The 22,191-nt window shown below is 74.7% G+C and carries 20 protein-coding genes and 1 tRNA gene; 7 read left to right on the top strand and 14 right to left on the bottom strand.

Annotation, left to right across the window (positions count from 1 at the left end; translation table 11 throughout):
• Window positions 1–228 precede the first annotated feature (228 nt).
• Window positions 229–1,920, top strand: a complete 1,692-nt coding sequence (locus ACFYUZ_RS05150) for a bifunctional 3'-5' exonuclease/DNA polymerase (RefSeq protein WP_389306436.1) — start codon at window positions 229–231, stop codon at window positions 1,918–1,920.
• 63 nt (window positions 1,921–1,983) lie between these two features.
• Here ACFYUZ_RS05150 and ACFYUZ_RS05155 read toward each other — a convergent pair whose 3' ends face one another.
• Entirely contained in the window at window positions 1,984–3,291 is a 1,308-nt protein-coding gene (locus tag ACFYUZ_RS05155) for a hypothetical protein (RefSeq protein ID WP_389306437.1), read from the bottom strand.
• A 74-nt stretch (window positions 3,292–3,365) separates the two neighbouring features.
• Complete coding sequence (locus ACFYUZ_RS05160; protein ID WP_389306439.1) at window positions 3,366–3,875, bottom strand: SigE family RNA polymerase sigma factor; 510 nt, start codon at window positions 3,873–3,875, stop codon at window positions 3,366–3,368.
• Window positions 3,876–4,037: 162 nt separating this feature from the next.
• Between ACFYUZ_RS05160 and ACFYUZ_RS05165 the strand changes: the two genes are divergently transcribed.
• Complete coding sequence (locus ACFYUZ_RS05165) at window positions 4,038–4,418, top strand: DUF6479 family protein (protein ID WP_389306441.1); 381 nt, start codon at window positions 4,038–4,040, stop codon at window positions 4,416–4,418.
• A gap of 210 nt (window positions 4,419–4,628) precedes the next feature.
• Here the strand turns inward: ACFYUZ_RS05165 and ACFYUZ_RS05170 are convergent, their stop codons facing one another.
• The 8 genes from ACFYUZ_RS05170 to ACFYUZ_RS05205 form a co-directional block, all read right to left on the bottom strand.
• On the bottom strand, window positions 4,629–5,342 hold the full coding sequence (locus tag ACFYUZ_RS05170) for a pyridoxamine 5'-phosphate oxidase family protein (protein WP_389306443.1): 714 nt from the start codon (window positions 5,340–5,342) through the stop codon (window positions 4,629–4,631).
• A 44-nt stretch (window positions 5,343–5,386) separates the two neighbouring features.
• A complete protein-coding gene (locus tag ACFYUZ_RS05175) occupies window positions 5,387–6,736 on the bottom strand; it encodes a lysine N(6)-hydroxylase/L-ornithine N(5)-oxygenase family protein (RefSeq protein ID WP_389306444.1) in 1,350 nt (449 codons plus the stop codon).
• A gap of 28 nt (window positions 6,737–6,764) precedes the next feature.
• Window positions 6,765–8,006: an APC family permease gene (locus ACFYUZ_RS05180; protein WP_389306446.1), complete on the bottom strand. Its 1,242-nt coding sequence runs from the start codon at window positions 8,004–8,006 to the stop codon at window positions 6,765–6,767.
• A 124-nt stretch (window positions 8,007–8,130) separates the two neighbouring features.
• The gene (locus ACFYUZ_RS05185; RefSeq protein ID WP_389306448.1) at window positions 8,131–10,269 is read right to left on the bottom strand and encodes an FAD-dependent oxidoreductase; all 2,139 of its coding nucleotides are present in this window, start codon (window positions 10,267–10,269) and stop codon (window positions 8,131–8,133) included.
• Window positions 10,262–11,875, bottom strand: a complete 1,614-nt coding sequence (locus ACFYUZ_RS05190) for a class I tRNA ligase family protein (protein ID WP_389306450.1) — start codon at window positions 11,873–11,875, stop codon at window positions 10,262–10,264. The genes ACFYUZ_RS05185 and ACFYUZ_RS05190 overlap by 8 nt, the downstream gene beginning before the upstream one ends.
• The gene (locus ACFYUZ_RS05195; RefSeq protein WP_389306452.1) at window positions 11,872–12,345 is read right to left on the bottom strand and encodes a cupin domain-containing protein; all 474 of its coding nucleotides are present in this window, start codon (window positions 12,343–12,345) and stop codon (window positions 11,872–11,874) included. The genes ACFYUZ_RS05190 and ACFYUZ_RS05195 overlap by 4 nt, the downstream gene beginning before the upstream one ends.
• A gap of 137 nt (window positions 12,346–12,482) precedes the next feature.
• On the bottom strand, window positions 12,483–13,367 hold the full coding sequence (locus ACFYUZ_RS05200) for a hypothetical protein (protein ID WP_389306454.1): 885 nt from the start codon (window positions 13,365–13,367) through the stop codon (window positions 12,483–12,485).
• A gap of 5 nt (window positions 13,368–13,372) precedes the next feature.
• On the bottom strand, window positions 13,373–13,576 hold the full coding sequence (locus tag ACFYUZ_RS05205) for a hypothetical protein (RefSeq protein WP_389306456.1): 204 nt from the start codon (window positions 13,574–13,576) through the stop codon (window positions 13,373–13,375).
• A gap of 207 nt (window positions 13,577–13,783) precedes the next feature.
• Here ACFYUZ_RS05205 and ACFYUZ_RS05210 point away from each other — a divergent pair, with 207 nt between their 5' ends.
• The 3 genes from ACFYUZ_RS05210 to ACFYUZ_RS05220 all read left to right on the top strand — a co-directional run bounded on the left by ACFYUZ_RS05210 (window position 13,784) and on the right by ACFYUZ_RS05220 (window position 16,894).
• Window positions 13,784–14,956 (top strand): LuxR C-terminal-related transcriptional regulator, encoded by a 1,173-nt coding sequence (locus tag ACFYUZ_RS05210; protein WP_389306458.1) that lies wholly within the window; start codon window positions 13,784–13,786, stop codon window positions 14,954–14,956.
• Window positions 14,957–15,069: 113 nt separating this feature from the next.
• Entirely contained in the window at window positions 15,070–15,831 is a 762-nt protein-coding gene (gene lepB / locus ACFYUZ_RS05215; protein ID WP_389306459.1) for a signal peptidase I, read from the top strand.
• 334 nt (window positions 15,832–16,165) lie between these two features.
• The gene (locus tag ACFYUZ_RS05220; protein ID WP_389307011.1) at window positions 16,166–16,894 is read left to right on the top strand and encodes a DUF6004 family protein; all 729 of its coding nucleotides are present in this window, start codon (window positions 16,166–16,168) and stop codon (window positions 16,892–16,894) included.
• Between the two features lie 75 nt (window positions 16,895–16,969).
• Here ACFYUZ_RS05220 and ACFYUZ_RS05225 read toward each other — a convergent pair.
• The 4 genes from ACFYUZ_RS05225 to ACFYUZ_RS05240 all read right to left on the bottom strand — a co-directional run bounded on the left by ACFYUZ_RS05225 (window position 16,970) and on the right by ACFYUZ_RS05240 (window position 20,210).
• Window positions 16,970–17,043: transfer RNA gene (locus ACFYUZ_RS05225), tRNA-Thr, on the bottom strand.
• An 84-nt stretch (window positions 17,044–17,127) separates the two neighbouring features.
• Complete coding sequence (locus ACFYUZ_RS05230) at window positions 17,128–18,672, bottom strand: alpha/beta hydrolase (RefSeq protein ID WP_389306460.1); 1,545 nt, start codon at window positions 18,670–18,672, stop codon at window positions 17,128–17,130.
• 65 nt (window positions 18,673–18,737) lie between these two features.
• Window positions 18,738–19,940 carry a DNA polymerase III subunit delta' gene (locus ACFYUZ_RS05235; protein WP_389306462.1) on the bottom strand — a complete coding sequence of 401 codons (1,203 nt, stop codon included), beginning with the start codon at window positions 19,938–19,940 and terminating at the stop codon, window positions 18,738–18,740.
• 96 nt (window positions 19,941–20,036) lie between these two features.
• Window positions 20,037–20,210 carry a hypothetical protein gene (locus ACFYUZ_RS05240; protein WP_389306464.1) on the bottom strand — a complete coding sequence of 58 codons (174 nt, stop codon included), beginning with the start codon at window positions 20,208–20,210 and terminating at the stop codon, window positions 20,037–20,039.
• 162 nt (window positions 20,211–20,372) lie between these two features.
• On the opposite strand from ACFYUZ_RS05240, the gene ACFYUZ_RS05245 reads away from it, so the two are divergent.
• Both ACFYUZ_RS05245 and ACFYUZ_RS05250 read left to right on the top strand, forming a co-directional pair.
• Window positions 20,373–21,557 (top strand): histidine kinase, encoded by a 1,185-nt coding sequence (locus ACFYUZ_RS05245; protein ID WP_389306466.1) that lies wholly within the window; start codon window positions 20,373–20,375, stop codon window positions 21,555–21,557.
• On the top strand, window positions 21,545–22,189 hold the full coding sequence (locus ACFYUZ_RS05250) for a LuxR C-terminal-related transcriptional regulator (protein ID WP_389306468.1): 645 nt from the start codon (window positions 21,545–21,547) through the stop codon (window positions 22,187–22,189). The genes ACFYUZ_RS05245 and ACFYUZ_RS05250 overlap by 13 nt, the downstream gene beginning before the upstream one ends.
• Window positions 22,190–22,191: the final 2 nt, after the last annotated feature.

Raw genomic sequence — 22,191 nt, forward strand, 5'->3', positions numbered from 1 at the left:
TTGAGACGCCGCCCCCCTAGATCTCCACTCAGTAGGACCATCTTTCCCTACACGACGCTGCGCCGATCGTTCCGCAGGGCGGAACGATCGCCCACACGGCGGGTGGGTACCGCCCCGCGGGCGTGCGCCCACACGGGCGGGCGCGGGAGCGGCACCGCCCAGCCGGGTGCCGCCCACACGGGCGGGTGGCTGAGTGGTGGTGTCAGTGCGGGGTGTCAGACTCGCGCCGTGAGCGAAAGGTGGGCGCTGGGCGTCGAGGCCGAAGGGGACGGAGCGCTGCTCGTGCCCCTCGGTCCGGACGGACTGCCCGCGGGCCCGGTGCGGCGCGAGCCGGACCTGGTGGCGGCCGTGCGGGCGCGGCCCGAGGTGGCCCGCTGGGTGTGGCGGTCGACGGCCGAGGTCTATCCGCGGCTGCTCGCCGCCGGCGTGCGCGTCGAGCGGTGCTACGACGTCGAGGACGCCGAGCAGCTCCTCCTCGGCCACGAGGGCCGGCTCGGCGAGCCGCGCAGTGCCGCCGCCGCCTGGGCGCGCCTGCGGAACGCGCCCGTGCCGCCCGATCCGCCCCAGCGCGCCGCCGAGCCCGGTTCGCAGGACTCGCTCTTCGAGCCGCGCCCCACCGTCTCCGTGCCCTTCGAGGGGCTGCTCGCGGTGTACGCGGAGCAGCTGCGCCGCCACGACCTGGCCGAGCACCCCGGCCGGATGCGGCTGCTCACGGCCGCCGAGTCGGCGGGGATGCTGGTGGCCGCCGAGATGCACCGGGCCGGGCTGCCGTGGCGGGCGGACGTGCACCGGGAGCTGCTGGGCGAGCTGCTCGGCGAGCGGTACGCGGGCGGGGGCGAGCCGCGCCGGCTCGCGGAGCTCGCGGACGAGGTGTCGGCGGCGTTCGGCCGCCGGGTCCGGCCGGATCTGCCGGCCGATGTGGTGAAGGCCTTCGCGCGGGCGGGGATCCGGGTCAGGTCCACGCGCCGCTGGGAGCTCGCCGAGCTGGACCACCCGGCGGTGGAGCCCCTCCTCGCGTACAAGAAGCTGTACCGGATCTGGACGGCGCACGGCTGGTCGTGGCTGGCCGACTGGGTGCGGGACGGCCGCTTCCGGCCGGAGTACCTGCCGGGCGGCACGGTCAGCGGGCGCTGGACGACGAACGGCGGCGGCGCCCTGCAGATCCCGAAGGTGATCCGGCGGGCGGTGGTCGCCGACGAGGGCTGGCGGCTGGTGGTGGCCGACGCCGACCAGATGGAGCCGCGCGTCCTCGCCGCGATCTCCCGCGACCCGGGGCTGATGGAGGTCGCGGGGCACCCCGACGACCTGTACACCCGGCTCTCCGCCCGGGCCTTCTCCGGCGACCGCGACCACGCCAAGCTCGCGCTGCTCGGCGCGATCTACGGGCAGACGAGCGGTGACGGCCTGAAGAACCTGGCGGCGCTGCGGCGCCGTTTCCCGCGGGCGGTGGCCTACGTCGACGAGGCGGCGAAGGCGGGTGAGGAGGGCCGGCTCGTGCGGACCTGGCTGGGCCGGACCAGTCCGCGGGCGGTCGGCTCCGACGGGGACGAGGAGGCCGGGCTCCCGCAGGACGCCGGTGAACCGGAGCGGGAGGGCGGCGAGTTCGTCCCCGGGTACGCCTCGGGGAACGCCCGGGCGCGCGGCCGCTTCACCCGTAACTTCGTCGTGCAGGGCAGCGCCGCCGACTGGGCGCTGCTGATGCTGGCGGCGCTGCGGCGCTCCCTGTCGGGGATGCGGGCCGAGCTGGTGTTCTTCCAGCACGACGAGGTGATCGTGCACTGTCCGGCGGAGGAGGCGGGGGCGGTGACGGAGGCGATCCGGGCGGCCGGGGACGAGGCCGGGCGGATCGCGTTCGGGGAGACGCCGGTCCGGTTCCCGTTCACGACGGCGACGGTCGAGCGGTACGCGGACGCGAAGTAGACCGGGCGGGCCGGTGGCGGTACGGTCCCCCGTCCCGTACCGCCACCGCTCGCCCCGGCCTTCCTACTTCAGCGGCGACTTCCGCCACTTCGGGCTCAGCGCGATCGTCTTCAGCTGCTCCATCGTCAGCGCGGGCTCGGCGCGCGTGGCGGCCTCGTGCTGCGCGCCCGAGTTGAAGGCGGAGACGGCGACCCGGAAGCCCTTCGGGCTCAGGGTGTCGACGCTCCACCAGACGACCCCGGCGCCGCCCTTCTCGCCGGCCTGCTGCGTGGACCTGACCTTGGTGCCGTCGGGCAGGGTGACGACGTCGGCGCCGGTGAAGAGCTCGTCGATCCCGTCCCCGGTGACGGGCTGGACGTCGACGCCGACGAGGCTCGCGCCCCTGCCGTCGTCGACGACGACGTAGCCGTGGCCGTCTCCGCCGCCGTGGGACGTCACGGTGACTCCGGCGGGCAGGAAGGAGCGCAGGGTGGCCTGGACGGCGGCCGCGCTCGGCACGGAGGGGTCCCGGCCCTCGCCCTTTCCGGGCTTCCCCGGGAGCTGGGGCAGCTGGGCGGCCAGCGGCCGCCAGGCCTCGGCCGTGACGAGGGCCTTCAGCTGGGTGAGGCTGAAGGGCGGGTTCTCCCGGCTGATCGCGGCGCCCTTCTCGGCGGCGGCGTTGTACTCGCTCGCGTCGATCAGGATCCCGTCCTTGGTGAGCAGGACCGCCCGCCAGTTCTTGGTCTCCTCGCGCTTGTCGGGGTACTCGTACCCCTGGATGACCATGATCCGTTCACCACTCTGCAGCCGCCCGTCGGTGCAGCGGTCATACGGGACGAGGGCCTTGTCGGGGCACGTGACCTGGTCCGTGCCGGCCTCGGCGGTCCGGCCGGCCCGGTAGAGGCCGACGCTGACGCCCGCCTCGCCGTGGCCGTCGTCGTAGACGCCGGTGACGGACTGGCCCTGGCCGTCCAGGTTGTCGAACCGCCACTGGCCGGCCGGGGTGTTTGCCTTGAGGACGGCGGCGAGGTCCTTCACCGGGATCTGCGCCTCGGCGAAGGGCTTCTTACCGGCGCCGGTGCCGGTTCCGTCGGCCCGGGCGGGCTGCGGGGGCGCCGCCACGGAGGTCGTCGTCGACTGTCCGGCGGGGCCGAGCAGCGAACCGCCGTACACGCCGCCGATGCCGACGGCGGCGAGCGCGACGACGCCGCCGGTCACCGCGAGGCGGCGGCGCACCAGGCGGCGCCGGCCGCGCTGGAGCCCGCCCGCGACCAGCTCGCGCCGGTCGTCGGCGGCGAAGCCCTCACCGGTGCTGCGCAGGATCGCGCCGAGCTCCTCCTCGAAGCGCTCGTGGGAGGCTCCGTCGTGCTGGGTTCCTTCGTTCTGGGGCATGCCGAGATCACCGTCTCCGGTCAGTGGGTGGGACGTGCTGAGGTGGGTGGGACGTACCGGGGGCCGGGTCGCCCTCAGTGGGTGGCGAAGGCGACGAGGCTGCCGCCGAGCCGTTCCCGCAGCTTCGCGAGCGCGCGCACCGAGCGGGTGCGGACCGCGGCGGAGCTGACGTGCAGGGCCTCGGCGGTCTCCTCGATGCTGCGGTCCTCCCAGTAGCGGAGCACCACGACCGCCCGGTCCTTCGGCGCGAGCGCGGCCAGCGCGTCGAGCAGCGCGATCCGCAGCGCCGGGTCCTCGCCGTGCTCGGGGGCGCGGTCGGGCAGCTCGCCGAGGGGGCGCTCGGTGGCCGAGCGGCGCCGCTGGTGGCTGAGGAACGTGCGGACGAGCACGGTCTGGGCGTACGCGGCGGGGTTCCCGATTCGGGTCACGCGGCCCCAGAGGGCGTACATCCGGCCGAGCGTCTCCTGGGTGAGGTCTTCGGCGAGATGGGTGTCGCCGCTGGTCAGCAGGCACGCCGAGCGGAACAGGTGCCCCGTGCGTGCGGAGGCGAACTCCTGGAACTCGTCCGCGCGGGACTTTCTCATGCCCCTCCTTTCCCTCGCGGTCACGTGGCGTGGTCGCCGTACACCTCATTGACGCGATGGGGGCGCGGAAATGTTTCAGCCGGATCGGAGGGTTCGGAGGGGATTCCCGGAGGATGGCCGCTCGACGTATCCGAAGAAGCGGAATCGGGTAATCCTGTTGGTATGAACACTCTCAGCGCAGCAGAGAACCTGGCCGCTGGAGTCTGGCAGTCAGGTATGGGGCAGGTCCTCGGCGGCCTCGTTCTCGTGGCCGTCCTCATCGGGGCCTTCTGGTACGGATACCGGGTCCGCAACCGCGAGCCCGAGCCCCCCAAGCCGGACGAGCAGCCGCACCGGCCCGACACCGGGGCGATCCCCGGCGAGACGTCCGAATACCGCAGGCCGGCCGAGATGCCGCAGACCGACGGCGAACACCGGCTCATGCCCTACAACCTGAAGAACTCGGGCGAGACGGACTCCGAACCGCAGAGCGAGGAGAAGCGCAAGTGGCGCGGCATCTCCAGCGGCGGCTTCGGCAGCGGAGGCACCGGACACGGCGACTGACCCCGGGCACCGACCCTGGAGACGGACCCGGACCGGAGGCCCGCAGGCGGGCGCGGGCCTGGACGCGGGCCCTGACGCGGGAAAGCCCAGCCGCACACGCGGCTGGGCTTGGTCCGGCCCCGCGGGGCCTCCCCCGCCGCACCCGGGCGGCGCCGGCTGCGCCCGGGCGGCGGCCGGGCGGCGGCCGGGCGGCGGCCGGGCGGCGGCCGCTTACACCTGGGCGGCGGCGGGCTCCCCGCCCAGGACCCGGCCCGCGCGCGAGGCGATGTGGGCCGGCGGGGCGAAGTCCGCAGGGAGGACCGGGTCGGTGATCGGCTCGCCGAAGGTGGTCACCACCGGGAGCACCCCCGCCCACAGGCCGAGCGCCGCGTCCTCGGACTCGCCGTCGTCCGGCGGGCCGCCCGCGGTCTTCACCGAGGCCTCGGTCAGGTCGAGCGCGAGCACCGCGGTCGCGGCCAGCTCCTTGCGGCTCGGCTGCCGCGCGTACTCCCACTGGCCCGGCGAGCTCTGCTCGGTCAGGGCCCGCAGACCACGGAGCTTCTCCTCCGGGTCGGTGACGATCTCCGGCACGCCGTAGATCATCGCGCAGCGGTAGTTGACCCCGTGCTCGAAGACGGAGCGGGCGAGGACGAGGCCGTCGACGTGCGTGACCGTGACGCAGACGGTGGCGTCGGGGGCCTGGACCAGGCTGCGGCTGGCGACCGAACCGTGCAGGTAGAGCCGGTCGCCGTCCACGCCGTAGGCGGTGGGCACCACCATCGTCGTGCCGTCGACGGTGACGCCGAGGTGGCAGAGGAAGCCCGCGGCGAGCACGGCGTCCAGGTCGGCCCGACGGTGGCTCCCCTTGTGACGCATCCGGCGCAGCCGGGTCCGCTCGGTGACGGACAGCTCGTCGTCGGCCTCCGTGGAGGTGGTGGTGCTCATGGCGCCCTCTCGTCGAAGTGTGGGTGTAGGTGTTGTACGGGGGATCAGCCGGTCACCGCCACCGGCGCCCACCTGTCGGAACGGCGGCGGGCGGCCAGGGAGTCACAGATCTCGCCGGCCCGGACGGCCGCCATCGACAGCAGGTTGGCCGTGATGCCGTGCGAGTGCTCGGTGCCGCCCATCAGGTAGATCCCGGCCTCCACCTCGGGCGCCGTCTCCACCCGGTAGTCGCGGCGCACCCGCAGCCGGCCGTCCTCGTCGCGCGCGCAGGCGGCGTCCAGTTCGCCGAGCAGCCGGCCCGGGTCCGGCTCGGAGTAGCCGGTGGCGTAGACGACCGCGTCCGCGTCCATCGTCTCCGTCTCACCCGTCGCGAGGTTCCGCACCTGGACGCGGACGCCGTCGGGGCCCTCCTCGACCTCGGTGAGGCGGGTGACGCCGAGGATCCGCAGCCGCTGCTCGCCGCGCACCTTCTCCTGGTACGAGCGGCGGTAGAGCTCCTCGATGAGGTCCATGTCGACGACGCCGTAGTTGGTGTTGCGGTGGTAGTCCATGAGCGTGCGGCGGACCGACGGCTCGGCGCCGTGGTAGAGGTCGACGGCGGCCGGGTCGAAGATCCGGTTCGCGTACGGGCTGTCGTCGGCCGGGCTGTAGCCGTACCGGGTGTGGACGGCGACGACCTCGGCCCCCTCGTACGTCCGGTGCAGGTGGTCGGCGATCTCGGCGGCGCTCTGGCCGGCTCCGGCGACGACGAAACGGCGCGGCTCGTCGGTGGGCAGCGCGGCGAGCCGGTGCAGGAACTCGCTGCTGTGCCAGAGGCGTTCGGAGGACTCCACGCCCTCGGGGAGCCGGGGCACGAGGCCGGTGCCGACGACGAGGTTCCGCGCCCGGTACGTGACGGCCTCCGCCGCTCCGAAGGCGGCGACGTCGACCTCGACGACGGGGCCCGACGCATCCGCCGCTCCCGCCCGGCGGATGGCGGTGACCTCCAGTCCGTAACGGACCATGTGGTCCACGCCGTCGGCGGCCCACTGGAGGTAGTCGTGGAACTCCTCACGGGTCGGGAACAGCACCTTGTGGTTGATGAAGTCGACCAGGCGGCCCCGGTCGTGGAGGTACGGCACGAAGCCGAAGCGGCTGCGCGGATTGCGCATCGTGGCCAGGTCCTTGAGGAACGAGACCTGCATGGTGGCGTCCGGGATCAGCATGCCCCGGTGCCAGCCGAAGTTCGGCTGCTTCTCCAGGAAGACGGCCGTGAGCCGGTCGTCGGGCGCGGCCTGCTCGTTGTACTCCTCGATCGCGATCGCGAGGGCGAGGTTGGCGGGCCCGAAGCCGACACCGACGACGTCGTAGACGGGGGTGGTCTCGTTCACGTTCTCGTTCACGGTCTCGTTCATGGCGAAGTGCCTTTCGGTGGGAGGGGGTTCAGGACGTGCGCGCGCGGCCGGAGAGGGCGACGCAGCCGGCGGCGAGGAGCAGGGCGAGCAGCAGTCCCGTACCGGCGAAGGAGAGGAAGACGGCCGCGATCAGCAGGGTCACGACGGCCGTCGCGCGCAGGGCACGGCCGGTGCCGCGCGCCCGCAGGGCGGCCGCTGCGGCGGCCACGTACAGCAGCAGGAACGCGCTGCTGGTGACGACGAGCACCACCTCCTCGCCGGTCCCCGTGACGGTCAGGGCACCGAGGACGGCCGCGTAGGCGAGGGCCAGCGCGACGGTCGCCCGCACCGGGCGGTCGGCCAGGGCGCGCGGCAGGATCCGCTCGCGGGCGGCGGCCCGGACGACCCGGGTGGCGCCGAGCACCCAGGCGTTGGTGGCGACCACCGCGAGGCCGAGGGCGAGGAGGTCGCCGGCGATCGCGCCGCCGTCGCCGAGCGAGGCGCCGAGCAGGGCGGTGATGACGACGGGCTCGTCGCCCGGGACCGCCAGGTAGGCGGCCGTCACCGCCGCGTAGAGCAGCCCGACGACGGGCACCGCCCAGCGGATCGCCCGCCGGTAGCTGCGGGCGGGGTCCTCGACCTGCTCGGCGAGGGTCGAGACGTTCTCCCAGCCGAGGAAGGAGAAGAACGCGGTGACGACGGCGATGCCGACGCCGCCCCAGCCGTGCGTGAGGAACGGGGTGTACGCCCCCGCCTCGAAACGCGGCACCGCGAGCACCACGGCGCCGCCCAGGCCGAGCAGCAGCACCAGCAGCGCCGCGGTCTGCACGCGGGCGCCGGCCGTGAGCCCGAGCAGCGTGAACGCGGCGGACAGCGCCATGAAGCCGATCGCGATCGGGTACACGGGCCCGTCGGGCTGGCCGAGCAGCCCGAGCAGGCAGCGGGCGGACACGATGCCCATCACCGGGTTCCCGATGACGTACGTGGCGACGAGCAGCAACGCCGCCGCCCGTCCCGGACGGCGCCCGAACCCGGCCTCCACCATCGCGGCGAGACCGGAGGCGTCGGGGCGCCAGGCCGACATCTCCGCGAAGAAGCGCGCGAAGGGGTACGAGCTGAGGGCCAGCGCCAGCCACGCGAGCAGCGCCGCGGGCCCGGCCTGCCGCTCCGTCAGCCCCGGCACCAGGAGGATGCCGGTGCCGACGAGGCTGCTGACGTAGAACACGACGAGAGCGCGCACGCCGAGGGTGCTGCGGGGGGCGGCGTCAGGCCGCTGCAGCAGATCGGTCATGGTGTCACCTTCGAGTGAGTGATGAGCATTCGTTCGACACAACCGGCACGCCCCGCGCCCCCCGTTGTGGGCAGACGTTCCGCAAGGGGCGGGACGATCGCCCACACGGGACGGGGGCGGGGGCTCAGGTGCCCCCCAGGACGTCCAGCGCCTCCGCCGCCGCCAGCTCCGCCGCCGCCGGTGCCGTCTTGAAGCCCGCGCCCGACCACCCCGTCGCGAGGACGATCCGGCTGTCGGGCCGTTCGCGGCCGAGGTGGGGGCGGGAGTGCGGGGTGTAGAGGTCGACGCCCCGGCGCCCGCCGAGGAAGCGGGTCGCGGGGTCGGCGAGCCAGGGCCACCGCGCGGCCGCCCCCTGGCGTATGTACGCCACGTGCTCGTCGGTCAGCGTGGCCTCGCCGCCCGGGGGCACGTCCCATTCGTCGACGGGGCGCCCGGCCATGTAGCCGCCGGCCGCCTCTCCGGTGAGCTGGGGCCGGCCCCAGACGCCGCTGACCATGTCGACGACGGTCGGCAGGCCCGCGGTGGCGGGGTGGTGGAAGAAGCCGTACCGGATGCTCTTGGTGCGTCCGGCGTCCGCGCCGCTGAGCCGGTGCCCGGCGATCTCCCCGGTGCCGCCGCCGGCCGCGAGGACCACGGCGAAGGCCTCGACGGGGCCGCCTGGTTCGAGGAGGACGCGGACCCGGTCGGCCCCGGGCGGCGCGTCCAGTTCCCGTACCCGGGCGGGCAGCAGCCGGGCCCCGTGGGCGAGGGCGCGGTCGCGGTAGACGCGTGCGGTGCGGGGCGGGTCGGCGTAACCGGCCTGGGGTTCCCAGACGGCGGCGGTGACGCCGTCGACGGAGAGCCCGGGGAAGCGGGCCCCCAGCACGTCCGGGCCCAGCAACTCCGCCGGCACACCGGCCCCGTTGAGCTCGGCGACGCCCTTCTCGGCCTGTTCCAGGTCGGCGTCGCCGCAGAGGACGAGCGACCCGGTGGCCATGAAGCCGTACGGTCCCGGAGCGAGCGCGGCGGGCCCCCAGGCGAGGTGGTGGCTGCGCAGGGCGAGCCCGCGCAGGTACGGGTCGGCCTCGAAGGACCGGACGAGCCCGCCGGACCAGGCGGTGGCGTGGTCCTGGCGCCCGTCCATGGGGGCGACGAGCGCGACCCGGGCGCCGTGCCGGGCGAGGGCGGAGGCGGTGGCGGAGCCGACGACCCCGGCGCCGACGACGATGACGTCGTAGGCCCGCCCGTGCCGGCCGCCGGTGCGCGCCGGCGCCCCGGCCACGGCGGACACGGGCACGGGCACGAAGTCCCATCCCACGCTCCCGGGCTCGGGCTCCCCGAGCGCGGTGAACCCCCGGTCGGCGTGGGCCCGTACGGCGGCGAGGAGGGTGCGTCCGGTGCGTGCCGGGTCCTCGGCGAGCGCGGCGGTGGCGGCGGCGAAGGCCGCGTCCACGTGGGCTTCGGGCCCGCCGCGCATCCGGGCCACGGACGCCCCGCCGGTCGCGGCCGGGGCACCGAGCAGGACGGCGAACTCGTCGACCGCGCAGTCGTCGGTGAACCAGAACGCGCCCTCGAACCCGGCCGCCCGCCACTCCCGGGCCGCCCGCGCGGCCCCGACGTGGGTCCCGCAGACGACGAGCGCGGTGAGCGCCGGGGCGTCCCGTCCCTCCGGCCCGTCGAGGACGTCCGGTCCGTCGAGGACGTCAGGGGAAGGCCCGGTCAGGGCCGCCGGCACCGGCACGGCGCCCGTCGCGGGCCCGCTGCCGTCGGAGACCACGGCCCCCGACGGGACGGCGGGCCGCGGAGCCGCCGGGGCGTCCCGTACGAGGAGGGCGAGCCGCTCCCCGTACGGGCTGCCGTCGTGCGTGACGGCGACCCGGGTGTGTCCCGCGTCCCGTACGGCGGCGAGCAGGTCGGCCGCCTGGGCGCGGTCGTCCGGGCACCAGCGCAGGAGGGTGCCGGCGCTGTCGGCGAGGAGGCCGGGCGTGGTGGCCAGCGGGAGGAGGACGGGGAGCCCGGCCGCCCGGTAGACGGGGAGGGCGGCCGCCGCGCCGGCGCTGTTGAAGTGCCCGACGACCAGGGCGTGCCGGCCTTCGGCGACGACCGCCTCGGCGATCTGCCGGGCCGTCTCGGCCTCCCCGCGGTCGTCGTACAGCTCCCAGTTCACGGCCGTGCCGTACCGTTCGGCAGCCCGCTCCAGGTGCTCGCCCCAGGCGGCCCGGGGCCCGGAGAAGGGGCCGACGACGGCGCCGCGGGGCAGCGGGTCCCCCGACGTCTCAGGCACTGAAGACCGCCCCGGGCCAGGCCGCCACCGGTGTCCCCGGGGCGAGCGGCGCGAGGGCCTCGGCGTCCACCCGGCGGGGTTCCGGCGCGAGGCCGAGGAGGGCCGTGAGCCGGGCGGAGCCGTACGGAAGGGCGGGCGCGGCCCAGGCGGACAGGGCGGCGGCGACGGCGAGCTGGGCGGAGAGCGCGGAGCGGTGGTCGGCGGCGCCGTCCGGGCGCTCGGCCTCGAAGCCGTTCACGTGGCCGAAGTCCTCGGCGAGGCACACGACTTCGTCGAGCAGCGCGATCGCGCGCCGCGCGTCGTAGCCGCCGATCTCCGCCCCGTACGCCTCGCGCAGCTGCCCGACGGTCTCGGTGAGGCGGGCCCGCAGCCGCTCCCACGCCGGGCCCCGGGGCGCCTCGGCGGGGGCGAGGCCGTCGGTGGACTCGGCGACGGCGGTGAGCAGCCGGCCGAGCCAGCCGTCCCAGCGTTCGGCGAGCCGGGTGCGGCTGAGTTCGAGGGCGGCGGAACTGAAGCTGGTCTGGCGGCCGTTGGGGCGGTCGGACAGGACGTGGTAGCGCAGGACGTCCGCGCTCGTCCGGGCGAGCTCCTCGTGCGCCCAGATGGCGTGGCGCCTGCTGGTGGAGAACTTCAGTCCTTCGAGCCGGTAGAACTCGTTGACGACGAAGGCCTTCGGCAGCGCGATCCCGGGGTCGTACGCCCGGAAGGCGGCGGGGAACAGCAGGGCGTGGAAGTAGCCGTTGTCGAAGCCGAAGAACTGGACGGGCGCGGGCGCGGGGCCGGTCTCGCCGGCGCCGGTCCACTCCAGGAGGTAGCCGGGGGCCATCTCGAACCAGACGTAGATCCGCTGGTCGGTGAAGCCCTCGACGGGCACGGGGACGCCCCACTCGGAGGGGTGGCTGACGGCGATCTCGGGGAGTCCTTCGGCCCGCATCCGCTCGCAGAGGGAGCGCAGGTGCGGCGGCATGTCGACCTGCTCCCAGAAGGCGGTGAGCCGCTCCTCCCAGGGGGCGAGGGGAAAGTAGAGCCGCTCGCAGTCGCGGAGTTCGGGGGTGGCGCCGCAGCCGGTGCAGACGGGGTTCGCGAGGTCGGCGCAGTCGTTGGGGCGGCCGCAGGGCTCGCAGGCGTTGCCGTTGGAGCCGGAGCCGCAGTGCGGGCAGTCGCCCTTGAGGTAGGCCTCGTACAGCCAGCGCTCGCAGCCGGTGCAGTACGGCAGGGGGCGCGTGCGGGCGACGATGTGCCCGGCGTCGTACAGGCGGCTGAAGAACTCCTGGACGGCCGACCGGTAGCCGACGTCGCGGCGCGGGCGGACGATCGCGTCGAAGTCGGCTCCGGCCTGCCGCCACACGGACTCGATGGAGGCGCCGTAGCCGTCGGCGACCTCCTCGCCCTTGCGTCCGCCGTCGTTCAGGCCGCGGACGGGCACGTAGCTCTGGTGGTCGTCGAGGCCGGTGGTGTAGCGGACGGCGCCGGTGCCCTCGGCGGCGAGGAAGCGGCGCAGGACGTCGCCGGCGAGGTAGGGCCCGGCGAGGTGGCCGATGTGGAGGTCGCCGTTGGGGGTGGGCGGGGTGGCGGTGATCCAGTGGGTGGACGCGTCGGCGCTCATGCGGCGACCTCCTCGTTGTCGGTACGGATGGCGGGCTCGCGCAGCGGCCAGTAGAGGGAGAGCCAGCTCAGCTCGGTGTCGCCGGTGTTGTGGACGACGTGCTCCTGGTTCCGGGGCAGCACGACGACGTCGCCGGTGCGGAACGGCGGCTCCGGGCGCCCGTCGAGGGTCACGCTCCCGGTGCCGCCGAGGATGATCATGACCTCGTCCTGGTTGTGGCAGTCGGGGTCGGAGTCCCCGCCGGGCTTCAGGAAGCAGGCCATGGCGCCGACGGGCGGCTCGGCGTCCCCGCCCGGCCAGGGGATGATCCGCTGGCAGGCGAGCCCGAACTCCTCGGTGGCGGCACTGCGGTCGATGCGGAAGCGGCGGTCGGCCATGGGGGCGTCTCCGGTCGTCGGGGGGAGCTCGCGGTACGGAGTGGGGGCGGGGGCCGGTTCTCCAGGCGGCAGGATGGGCGAGGTGAAGGGCATGGGGTCTCCTGGGACGGCGGGCGCGGTCGGTGCGGACGCGGTCGGTGCGGACGCGGTCGGTGTGGACGCGGGTGCGGGCGCGGTCGGCTCGGCCCCGGATGCGACGGGACCTGCGGAAACGGAAACTGCGGTGGTGGCTACCGGGGATCGAGGCCCGTCACCGACGCGACCGGGATGCGGGCGAGGCCGGCCATGACCTGGCGGGGCCCGGCCCCCCACCCGTACCGCCGCTTGAGCGGCGCGACGTGCGTGGCGATGAGCGCGAGGAGGGGCGCGAGGTCGGTGGGCGTGGCGCCGAGGAGGGCGAGCAGCTGCTCCGTGCGGGTCAGACCGGCGCCCGGGCCGATCCCGTGCACGGCGGCATCCTGCCAGGTGGCTCCGGCGCTTCCGGCGACGACGGTGTTGTGCAGGGCGAAGCCCTGGTTGTCGCGGGCGTGGATGCCGACGGGCGCGGCCACGGCGGCGCGGGTGGACTGGACGAGTTCGATGACGCGCTCGGGGCGGAGCGAGCCGAGGGAGTCGACGAGGAAGACGGCGTCGAGCGGGCCGAGCGCGGCGCTCTCGCCGAGGCAGCGGTCGAGCTCCGGGTAGGAGGCGAGGTCGATGTGGGTGAGGAAGAGGCAGACGCCGAAGCCGGCTTCCCGCAGGCGGTGCAGCGGGGCGGCGGCGCGGGCCACCCGGTCGTACCGGACGGCGAGGCGGACGAGTCCGACGGGCACGGGTTCCGCGGTCAGGGTGTCGGCGATCCGCCCGGCGGAGGCCGTGGCGGCGGCGTCCGTGGCGGGCAGGTGCGCGGTGTCGAGGAGGACGGAGAAGCGGGGGCCGTAGCGCTCGGGGAGCGGGACCGGCAGCAGCGCGCCGCGCGGGGCGGAGCGGTCGGCGGGGTCGTGGACGGTGCCCAGCTCGATGACGTCGACGCCGATCCGCGCGCAGACCGCGAGGTAGTCGGCGGCCAGCGCGGGGGGTACGGATCCGCCGGTGAGCCGTCCGCCGGTGCGCAGGGTGCAGTCGAGCAGGGTCATCCGGGTCACCCCCAGCCGGTGTCGTTCGTGCCCGTGCCGGCGGCGGGCGCGCCCCAGCCGGTGTCGTACGTGCCGGTGAGGACGGCCGCGCCCCAGCCGGTGTCGTTCGTGCGGGTGCCGCCGGTGACGGCGTCGGCGGTGACGGTGGCGAGGCCCGCGAGGCCGACGACCAGGGTGGTGAGGAGGGTGGTGCGGATCCGCCGCTTCATGTCGTGTGCTCTCTTTCCGCTTCGGAGAGGGGCGAGTCGTGGGTTTCGGTGGGGGTTTGCGAGGTTCGCTGGCTGCGCGAGCTTGGTGCGCTTTGACCTTGTGGGCGGTGATACGAACGTATACAGAGCGGCATGACTATGGGGCGGACCGCATGGCTCATTAGGCTGCATGGCAGCAAGAGGACGCCGTCACAAACGGGGGAAAAGGTGGCGATACCAGACATACTGCGGGCCCAGGGCGACGACGGAACCCCGGACTCCGCCGCTCCGGCGGAGACGGCGTCCGCGGGAACGGCCCCGGAGACCACCGCCCCGGCCGCGATCGGCGCGGCGGCGGCGGGGGGAACGGCGGGAACGGGCCTCCCCGCACCGCCCTCCGAGGACCCCGAGGACCCCCTGACCCGGGTCTACACCTGCCTCCTGGCCCGGGACCCGGCCCAGCCGCCGGCGTACTCCGCCGACCTCGCGGCGGAGCTCGAACTGCCGCTCGCCCGGGTGGAGTCGGCCGTCTCCGCCCTCCTCGACATGGGCCTGCTGCGCCGCACCCCGGAGCGGGCGGTGCTCCCGGTGGCGCCGGACGAGGCCGTCCAGCGCACCCTGGGGCCGCTGGAGCGCGAGATGCGCGCCCGCCGCCAGCACATGGAGCGCGCCCGTGAGCAGTTGATGGCCTTCATGCCGCTGTACGAGTCCCACCTGCTCCGCCTGACGCACCTGCGGCAGGCGGAGTACGTGGAGCTGCTCACCGACCTGCGCGCGGTGCGGGAGGCCATCACCGAACTGGGCCGGACCTGCGAGCGCGAGGTCATGACGGCGCAGCCGGGCGGCGGGCGGCGCGCCGAGGTCCTCGAGGAGGCGGTGGCCCGCGACGAGGAACTCCTGCGCCGCGGCGTCCGGATGCGCGTCCTCTACCAGCACACCGCCCGCTTCTCCTCGGGCACCTGCGCCTACGTGGAGCGGATCGGCCGGCTCGGCGCCCAGGTGCGCACGCTGGACGACGAGTTCATGCGGATGCTCGTCTTCGACCGCTCGACGGCGGTCATCCCGGTCCCGGACGACCCGCACGCGGCGGTCCTGGTCCGCGAGCCGCACGTGGTCGCGTTCATGGTGGGCGCGTACGAGCGACTGTGGCTGGAGGCCCTGCCGTTCGAGACGGAGTGGGACCGGCAGACCATCATGGACATCTCCGACGAGCTGAAGCAGACCATCGTCCGCCTGCTCACGGAGGGCCTGACGGACGCGGCGATCGCCCGCCGCCTGGGTCTGTCGGTCCGCAGCTGCCGCCGCCACGTCGCCGACGTGATGGCCGCCCTCGGCGCCGAGAGCCGCTTCCAGGCCGGTTACCTCCTGGCCCAGCAGGAGCGCGAGCAGCCGAGTCCCTGAGGGGGCCACGGGGTCACCCGTACGTGGTGAAGAGCGGTCCGTGGCCGCCGTACGGGTGCCACCGGGCATAGGGTCCGTGCAGACGACACGGAGACGACGAAGTCAGGGTGGACATGAGCGACTTGGCGACCGAGGAGCGATCCGAAGGGGAGGGCCCGGAGGGAAGCCCTCCGGGCGAGGGTGCCCCGGCGTCCGGCGGCGCCGCGAAACGGCGCCGCCCCTTCTGGATCGAGCTGCCGTTCCTCGCGGGGATCGCGCTCGTCCTGGCGTTCCTGATCAAGACGTTCCTGCTCCAGGCGTTCCTGATCCCCTCGGGATCGATGCAGAACACCCTGCAGGTCGACGACCGGGTCCTGGTCGACAAGCTCACCCCGTGGTTCGGCTCGGAACCCGACAGGGGCGAGGTCGTGGTCTTCCGCGACCCCGGCGACTGGCTGGCGGGACGGCCGGCGAAGCAGCCCACCGCACTGCAGAAGGCCCTGGGCTTCGTCGGACTGATGCCGGCGGCCGGGGAACAGCACCTGATCAAGCGGGTCGTCGGCGTCGCCGGAGACACCGTCGAGTGCAAGGGCGAGGGCCCCCTGAAGGTCAACGGCAAGGCCCTGACCGAGCCCTACGTCTTCCAGGGGAACACGGCCTGCAGCACGGACCCGGAGGGCCAGTTCAAGGTCACGGTCCCCGCCGGCCACCTGTGGGTGATGGGCGACCACCGGCAGAGCTCACAGGACTCCCGCTACCACCAGGGCGACCCCCGGGGCGGCATGGTTCCCGTGACGGACGTGGTGGGCCGCGCCGTCCTGGTCGCCTGGCCGGTCTCCCACTGGTCGACCCTCCCCGTCCCGGACACCTTCGACCAGCCGGGCCTCCCCCGCTGACCCGCCCGCCCGGGGCGCCCGGCCCCGGGCGGGCGGACACCGTGGACGCCGGCCTCAAGAGGGCTGGGGTCCACGACGGCGTGCGGGTGGGGTCGCCGACCACCACGTGATGTCGATGCGCGGGCGTTGGACGCCCCACCGCGCGTTCAGCAGGCGGAGCCCGGCTGATGGCCTGAACGCGGCTCACTCGTTCCGGTGGCGCGCAGCCCTTGCTCACGAAGGCCGCGGTCCGGCACGCCAGGCTTCCCCCGTCAGTGCCCTGCACGTACAGATGACGGAGGCAGTCCGGTGAGTCGCGAAACCTACGAATCCCTGAACATGGAGCCCAAAGCCGCTGACCGGCCCCGTCCTGGGCTTCCCGCGGGGAGACGTGCGAGACGTCGCGCCGGCGCCCGGCGTGCTGAACAGCACCGGCCTTCCCGAAGCCTGGTACCCGGCCGACGACGAGAACGAGCCGGTCGGCATCACGCCGACGCTGTTCTTCGCGCCGTCCCCGAGCCCCTTCATGACCGCGATGTTCGACCCTTCGCTGATCGTCCAGGCCCGCCTGGAGGGCTCGCTGACCCTCGCGGTGAACGGCAGGACCGTGAAGGTGGACGTGGCGGGTGACAACCGCCTGGCCGCCGGTGCGGAGATCCTCCTCTTCGGCCCCGACAAGCACGGTGAGGGCAGCGGGGTGCAGGCCCGGCTGTCCCGCCTCGCCGTCGTCGGCGAGTGCGCCGAGCTGGGCGGGCGCATCATGCTGCGGACGGCCTGGGCGCGGCCCTCGGGCGGCACCTTCGGCAAGGGCGAGGAGGACTCCCTGAGCCGCCTCGCCTACCCCGCCGACCTGCACCTCGACACTCACCTCGAAGTGTGCACGCCGCACGGCACCCTCCACGCCACCGCTGGGGTACCGCTCGCGGGCCGCGCGGCCGAACTGGACGGCAGTGGCACGGAGCTGCGCGCCGAGAGCGACGTCCCGCTGCTGGCGCGGGACGGCACGACGAAGGCACGACTCACCGACGTGAAGCTGGTCATGCGCGACACGCAGGTCGGCGAGACGGCCCCCGTCAACGTCTGACCGGCTCGACCGGCTGAGACCCTCCTGAACCACGAAACCCCAGGTCAGAATTGATCTGACCTGGGGTTCCAAGTGAGCCGCCTTCGGGATTCGAACCCGAGACCTACGCATTACGAGTGCGTTGCTCTGGCCAACTGAGCTAAGGCGGCATGCTGTGCAGACACATCGTGGTGCAGCAGCGTCGCCAAGTCTACACAGTTTCCGGAGGTGCTCCGACCACCCCCGGATCGGGCCTACGAGCAGCGCTTTCCGTCTGCCGGAGGGGTGCCTTCCAGGAGGTAGGTGTTGATCGCGGTGTCGATGCAGTCGCTGCCCCGGCCGTAGGCGGTGTGGCCGTCGCCCTCGTAGGTCAGCAGGGTGCCGGAGGAGAGCTGGCCGGCCAGGGACCGGGCCCAGTGGTACGGGGTGGCCGGGTCCCGGGTGGTGCCGACGACGAGGATCGGGGCGGCGCCCTCGGCGGTGATGCGGTGCGGCCGGCCGGTGGGCGGGGCGGGCCAGTAGGTGCAGTTGAGGGCGGCCCAGGCGAGGCCCGCGCCGAAGACCGGGGAGGCCTTCTCGAAGGACGGGACGGCCTTCTCGGCGGCCGCGGCGTCACGGTAGGCCGGCGGCAGGTCCAGGCAGTTCACGGCCGCGTTGGCGAACATCAGGTTGGCGTACGTGCCGTCCGTCTCGCGCTCGTAGTAGCTGTCGGCCAGCGCGAGCAGCCCGGCGCCCTCGCCGCCCATCGCCTGGGCGAGGGCCTCGCGCAGCTGGGGCCAGGCGCCCTCGTCGTACATGGCGGCGATCACGCCCGTGGTGGCGAGGGACTCGCCGAGCTTCCGGTCCTCCCCCGTGGGCACGGGCGCCGCGTCCACGTCGCGGAAGAACTTCTTCATCGCCTCCCCGGCCGCGGCGACGGACCCGGTGCCCAGGGGGCAGTCCGGCTTGCGGACGCAGTCGGCGGCGAAGGCGCGGAAGGCGGTCTCGAAGCCGCCGGTCTGGTCCCGGTTGAGGTCGAGCGCGGAGAGCGAGGGGTCCATCGCCCCGTCGAGGACGAGACGCCCGACCCGGTCGGGGAACAGCTCGGCGTAGGTGGCGCCGAGGAACGTGCCGTACGACGCCCCCACGTAGGTGAGCTTCGCGTCGCCCAGCACCGCCCGCAGGACGTCCATGTCGCGGGCCGCCTCGACGGTGGAGACGTGCGGCAGGACCTTCCCCGACTTCTTCTCGCAGCCGGCCGCGAAGCCCTTGAAGGCCGCGCTGAGCGCGTTGATCTCCGCCGTGTCGTCGGGGGTCTGGTCGACCTGCGTGTACGCGTCCATCTGCGGGCCCGTCAGACACTCGACGGGCTCGCTGCGGGCCACGCCGCGCGGGTCGACGGCCACCATGTCGTAGCGGGCGCGGACAGGCGCGGGGTAGCCGATGCCCGCGTACCCCTGGAGGTAGCCGACGGCGGAGCCGCCGGGCCCGCCCGGGTTGACCAGGAGCGAGCCGAGCCGCTTGCCGGGGCCGGTGGCCCGGACCCGGGAGACCGCGAGCTCGACCTCCTCCCCGTCCGGCTTCGCGTAGTCGAGCGGGGCGCGCAGGGTGGCGCACTGGAAACCCTCGACGCCGCAGTCGCGCCACTTCAGCTTCTGCTCGTAGTACTTCTTCAGCTTCGACGCCTCGGGCGCGGAGGAGGACGTCGACGCGGTCGTCCGGGGCGCGGCGGCGTCACTCCCGCCCGAGCAGCCGGAGAGGATCAGCCCGGCGGCCGCGAGGGCCGTGGCGGACGTGCGGAGCATGCGCCTGGAGTCCATCCCCGGAGCGTATCCGCACCGGTACGGACCGTGTCCAATCGCTCTCCGGGGCCGGAACACCGGGGTCAGCCCCGCAGCGCCATCGTCATCGCCTCCACCGCGAGCAGCGGCGCCACGTTCCGGTCGAGGGCCTTGCGGCAGGCGAGGACCGCCTCGATGCGGCGCAGCGTCCGCTCCGGGGTGGTGTCGTGGGCGATCCGCTCCAGCGCGTCGCGCACGTCCGTGTTCGCCAGCGCCGTGCGCGAGCGGAGCTGGAGCGCCAGGACGTCGCGGTAGAAGCCGGTGAGGTCGGTGAGCGCGAGGTCCAGGCTGTCGCGCTGCGTCCGCGTCCTGCGCCGCTTCTGCCGCTCCTCCAGCTCCTTCATCGCCCCGGCCGTGCCGCGCGGCATCCGCCCGCCCTGCGCCGCGCCGAGGGCCGTCTTCAGCTCCTCGGTCTCCTTGACGTCGACCTCCTCCGCGAGCTGCTTCGCGTCCTCCGCGGCCGCGTCGACCAGCTCCTGCGCGGCCTTGAGGCAGCCGCCGACGTCGTCGACCCGCAGCGGCAGCTTCAGGACGACGGACCGGCGCGCGCGGGCCCGCTCGTCGGTGGCGAGCCGCCGCGCCCGGTCGATGTGCCCCTGGGTGGCGCGGGCGGCGGCGTGCGCCGCCTCCGGCTCGATGCCGTCGCGCCGCACGAGCACGTCGGCGACGGCCTCCACGGGCGGGGTGCGCAGGGTCAGGTGGCGGCAGCGGGAGCGGATCGTGGGCAGCACGTCCTCCAGGGAGGGCGCGCAGAGCAGCCAGACCGTGCGCGGCGCGGGCTCCTCGACGGCCTTCAGGAGCACGTTCCCCGCGCCCTCGGTGAGGCGGTCGGCGTCCTCCAGGACGATGACCTGCCAGCGGCCGCCGGCCGGGGAGAGCTGTGCGCGCCGGACGAGGTCGCGGGTCTCCTTCACGCCGATGGACAGCAGGTCCGTACGGACGATCTCGACGTCCGCGTGCGTCCCGACGAGGGTCGTGTGGCAGCCGTCGCAGAAGCCGCAGCCCGGGGCCCCGCCGAGCGCCCGGTCGGGGCTCACGCACTGCAGCGCGGCGGCGAAGGCGCGCGCCGCGGTCGCCCGGCCCGAGCCCGGGGGGCCGGTGAAGAGCCAGGCGTGGGTCATCTTGGAGGTGTCGGGGGCCGACTCGCCGGCGGCGTGGGCGGTGACGAGCGCGTCGGCGTCGCGCGCGGCGGCGGCGAGCTGCTCCTCGAGCCGGGTCTGTCCGACCAGGTCGTCCCATACGGCCATGTCTGCCCCTCCTCAGGTACGTCCTCCATTGTGGGGCAGCACTACGACAACCCCAGCCGACCTGTGGAAAAACCCCTCTCCTCAGCCCTCTCCGCCTCAGCCCTCGCCGCGGGGCCTGGTCAGCCACAGGCCGACCGCGGAGCCGAGCAGGACCACTCCGGTGCCGACGCTTCCGACGATCCGGAGGGGACCGGACCAGCCGGCGAAGGTGCCGACGAAGACGTTGGCCAGGACGCTCGCGGTGAGCAGCAGCCAGAGAAGGGCGCGCATGGGATGCCTCCGTGGGGCGTTTTCCGGGGGTTCGCCGTCGCGGTTCCGACGGCTCCTCGATCCTCGCCCCCCGCCCCGTCCCCGCACAGCCGTGCCCGCTCCCGGAGCGATGGTGTAGCCCGCTCCACCGTCTCCCCCCGGGCCGCCGCCTACCCTGGCTCCATGCGTGAGGCGATCAAGGAAGCGGCCCGGGCGTGGCTCCACCTCACGGTCGGGGCCGCGCTCTCCCTCCTCTGCTACCTGATGGTGGGCGTCGCCCTCTTCACCTCCGTCGTCACCCTGACGGTCATCGGCGCCGGCGTGCTCCCCGAGAGCGTGCTGCTGCTGCGTCGCCTCGCCGGCTGGGAGCGGCGCCGTACGGCCGCGTGGACCGGGACGCCCGTCCCCGAGGCGTACCTGCCGCTCGAAGGACCACTCCCCGCGCGCGTGCGGACCGCGGTCGGCGACCCGGGCACCCGGCAGGACCTGGTCTGGGCCGCCGCGCAGCTGCTCTACGGCCTGGTGCTCTGGTACCTCTCGCTGCTCCTCTGGGCGCCCGCGCTGCTGGTCGACGGAGTGATGACCGGGCTCACGGGACGGCGGCCGGTGGCCCTGCCGCTGATCGGACGGCTCGCCGGCCTGGCGGCGGACTGGTCGCGCACACTGCTCACACCCGGCCCGTCGGCCGCCCGGGACGCCGCCCTCGCCGCCCGGATCGAGCAGCTCACGGCCACCCGTGCGGGCGCGATCGCCGCGCACGGCGCCGAGCTGCGCCGGATCGAGCGCGACCTCCACGACGGCGCGCAGGCCCGCCTGGTGGCGCTGTCCATGCGGATCGGGCTCGCCCGGCGCGCGTACGACTCCGATCCCGCGACCGCCCGCCGGCTCCTCGACGACGCCCAGACGCAGGCCGAGGAGGCGCTGGCCGAGCTGCGGCACGTGGTGCGCGGCATCCACCCGCCGATCCTCACCGACCGCGGCCTGACCGGAGCGGTACGGGCCCTCGCCGCGAGCAGCGGCCTGGAGGCGGCGGTCTCGGTGACCGGCCTCGGCGACCACGACCAGGACGGCCCCCGCGCCCCGGCCGCCGTCGAGGCCGCCGCGTACTTCGTGGTCGCCGAGGCGCTCACGAACGCCGCCAAGCACAGCGGCGCCGACCGCGCCTCCGTCTCCCTGGCCCGTGAACCGGCCGCCCTCCGCGTGCGCGTGCGGGACGAGGGGCGCGGCGGGGCCGAGGCGGGCGAGAGCGGCGGCTCCGGCCTGACGGGCATGAGGCGCCGGGTCGCCGCGCTCGACGGCACCGTACGGTTGACCAGCCCCGTGGGGGGCCCGACCGTGATCGAAGTGGAGCTTCCGTGCGTGTGGTGATCGCCGAGGACAACGCCCTCCTCAGGGAGGGGCTGGTGCTGCTGCTGACCTCGTCCGGCCACGAGGTCGCGGGGGTCGCGGCCACCGGCCCCGAGATCCTGCCGCTGCTCCTGGAGCACCGGCCCGACGTGGCCGTCCTCGACGTGCGGCTGCCGCCCGGCTTCCGCGACGAGGGGCTGCGGGCGGCGCTCGCGGCCCGCGAGCGCCTCCCGGAGCTGCCGGTGCTCGTGCTCTCGCAGTACGTGGAGGAGACGTACGCGGCCGAGCTCCTGGGCGGCGGCGCGCGGGGCGTCGGCTACCTCCTGAAGGACCGGGTGGGCCGCGTCGACGAGTTCCTGGACGCCCTGGAACGGGTCGCCGCCGGCGGCACGGCCCTGGACCCGGAGGTCGTCACCGAACTGATGGCCCGCCGCCGCGACGACCCGCTGGACTCCCTCACGCCCCGCGAGCGCGAGGTCCTGGAGCTGATGGCCCAGGGCCACGACAACGGCACGATCGCCCGCTCGATGGTGGTCACCGAGCGGGCCGTGCACAAGCACATCGGGAACGTCTTCCTGAAGCTCGGCCTGCCGCCGAGCGACAGCGGCGGCCACCGCCGGGTCCTCGCCGTCCTGACGTACCTCAACGCCTAGAC

Source organism: Streptomyces sp. NPDC004266, assembly GCF_042874095.1.
Lineage (GTDB): Bacteria > Actinomycetota > Actinomycetes > Streptomycetales > Streptomycetaceae > Streptomyces.

Bases quoted from the DNA above. Each gene is read 5' to 3' on its own strand.
- ACFYUZ_RS05155 (WP_389306437.1), bottom strand. From the start codon at position 3,291: ATGCCCCAGAACGAAGGAACCCAGCACGACGGAGCCTCCCACGAGCGC.
- ACFYUZ_RS05160 (WP_389306439.1), bottom strand. From the start codon at position 3,875: ATGAGAAAGTCCCGCGCGGACGAGTTCCAGGAGTTCGCCTCCGCACGC.
- ACFYUZ_RS05165 (WP_389306441.1), top strand. From the start codon at position 4,038: ATGAACACTCTCAGCGCAGCAGAGAACCTGGCCGCTGGAGTCTGGCAG.
- ACFYUZ_RS05170 (WP_389306443.1), bottom strand. From the start codon at position 5,342: ATGAGCACCACCACCTCCACGGAGGCCGACGACGAGCTGTCCGTCACC.
- ACFYUZ_RS05175 (WP_389306444.1), bottom strand. From the start codon at position 6,736: ATGAACGAGACCGTGAACGAGAACGTGAACGAGACCACCCCCGTCTAC.
- ACFYUZ_RS05180 (WP_389306446.1), bottom strand. From the start codon at position 8,006: ATGACCGATCTGCTGCAGCGGCCTGACGCCGCCCCCCGCAGCACCCTC.
- ACFYUZ_RS05190 (WP_389306450.1), bottom strand. From the start codon at position 11,875: ATGAGCGCCGACGCGTCCACCCACTGGATCACCGCCACCCCGCCCACC.
- ACFYUZ_RS05195 (WP_389306452.1), bottom strand. From the start codon at position 12,345: ATGCCCTTCACCTCGCCCATCCTGCCGCCTGGAGAACCGGCCCCCGCC.
- ACFYUZ_RS05200 (WP_389306454.1), bottom strand. From the start codon at position 13,367: ATGACCCTGCTCGACTGCACCCTGCGCACCGGCGGACGGCTCACCGGC.
- ACFYUZ_RS05205 (WP_389306456.1), bottom strand. From the start codon at position 13,576: ATGAAGCGGCGGATCCGCACCACCCTCCTCACCACCCTGGTCGTCGGC.
- lepB (WP_389306459.1), top strand. From the start codon at position 15,070: ATGAGCGACTTGGCGACCGAGGAGCGATCCGAAGGGGAGGGCCCGGAG.
- ACFYUZ_RS05230 (WP_389306460.1), bottom strand. From the start codon at position 18,672: ATGGACTCCAGGCGCATGCTCCGCACGTCCGCCACGGCCCTCGCGGCC.
- ACFYUZ_RS05235 (WP_389306462.1), bottom strand. From the start codon at position 19,940: ATGGCCGTATGGGACGACCTGGTCGGACAGACCCGGCTCGAGGAGCAG.
- ACFYUZ_RS05240 (WP_389306464.1), bottom strand. From the start codon at position 20,210: ATGCGCGCCCTTCTCTGGCTGCTGCTCACCGCGAGCGTCCTGGCCAAC.
- ACFYUZ_RS05245 (WP_389306466.1), top strand. From the start codon at position 20,373: ATGCGTGAGGCGATCAAGGAAGCGGCCCGGGCGTGGCTCCACCTCACG.